Below are 1,378 nucleotides of genomic sequence, written 5' to 3'. Positions count from 1 at the left end.
ACCTCGAAAGCCAGCTGAAGCAGCAGAACGCGGCGGACAAACTCGACCAGGTGCTGGCGGAAATCCCCCGCGTGCGCAAGGACCTCGGTTTTATCCCGCTGGTCACCCCGACCTCGCAGATTGTCGGCACCCAGGCGGTGCTCAACGTCCTGACGGGCGAGCGCTACAAAACCATCGCCAAAGAAACCGCCGGGATACTGAAGGGCGAGTACGGCCACACTCCGGTGCCGGTGAACGCGGCACTGCAGGCCCGTGTGCTGGAAGGGGCTGCCCCGGTGACCTGCCGCCCGGCGGACCTGCTGAAGCCGGAGCTGGCTGAACTGGAAGCGGACGTCAGGTGCCAGGCGCAGGAGAAGGGCATTCAGCTTGCGGGAAACGCCATTGACGACGTGCTCACCGTGGCGCTGTTCCCGCAAATCGGCCTCAAATTCCTCGAAAACCGCCACAACCCGGCGGCGTTTGAGCCGGTGCCGCAGGCGGAAACCGCGCAGCCGGTGGCAAAAGCAGAGAAGCCTGCCGCCTCCGGTATCTACACCGTGGAAGTGGAAGGCAAAGCCTTTGTGGTGAAGGTCAGCGACGGCGGCGATATCAGCCAGGTCTCCGCGTCTGCGCCGGTCGCGGCTCCGGCTTCGGCCAGCGCGGGCACTCCGGTTACCGCGCCGCTGGCGGGCAATATCTGGAAAGTGATAGCCACCGAAGGGCAGAGCGTAGCGGAAGGCGACGTGCTGCTGATTCTGGAAGCCATGAAGATGGAAACCGAAATCCGCGCCGCGCAGGCCGGGACGGTACGCGGTATCGCGGTGAAGTCCGGGGATGCGGTTTCCGTCGGCGACACCCTGATGACGCTGGCGTAAGGACGAGGAGCGGAAATGGAAAGTCTGAACGCCCTGCTTCAGGGCATGGGGCTGATGCACCTTGGCACAGGCCAGGCCATCATGCTGCTGGTCAGCCTGCTGCTGCTGTGGCTGGCAATTGCGAAGAAGTTCGAGCCGTTGTTGCTGCTGCCGATAGGCTTCGGCGGCCTGCTTTCCAACATCCCGGAAGCGGGTATGGCGCTGACCGCGCTGGAAAGCCTGCTGGCTCATCACGACGCCGGGCAGCTGGCGGTGATTGCCGCGAAGCTCAACTGCACGCCGGACGTGCACGCCATCAAGGAAGCATTAGCGCTGGCGCTGCCGTCGGTGCAGGGCCAGATGGAAAATCTGGCGGTGGACATGGGCTACACGCCGGGGGTGCTGGCGCTGTTCTATAAAGTGGCGATTGGCTCCGGTGTCGCGCCGCTGGTCATCTTTATGGGCGTGGGCGCGATGACCGACTTCGGCCCGCTGCTGGCCAACCCGCGCACCCTGCTGCTCGGCGCGGCGGCGCAGTTCGGCAT

2 protein-coding genes are annotated in these 1,378 nt (G+C 64.9%); both read left to right on the top strand.

The features are described 5' to 3' along the window. Positions 1–854, top strand: an 854-nt coding sequence (locus tag ACLJRS_RS23565; RefSeq protein WP_410957908.1) for a biotin/lipoyl-containing protein, incomplete at its 5' end; no start/stop codon positions are given. Positions 855–869: 15 nt separating this feature from the next. Continuing rightward, positions 870–1,378: sodium ion-translocating decarboxylase subunit beta (locus ACLJRS_RS23560; RefSeq protein WP_410957907.1), on the top strand; the 509-nt coding region annotated here is incomplete at its 3' end.

The organism is Salmonella sp. SAL00670, assembly GCF_046552235.1.
In the GTDB taxonomy this organism is placed as follows: Bacteria; Pseudomonadota; Gammaproteobacteria; order Enterobacterales; family Enterobacteriaceae; genus Salmonella; species Salmonella enterica.
The sequence above is the reverse complement of the archived record's forward strand: the minus strand, read 5'-3'. Positions and strand labels throughout refer to the sequence as shown.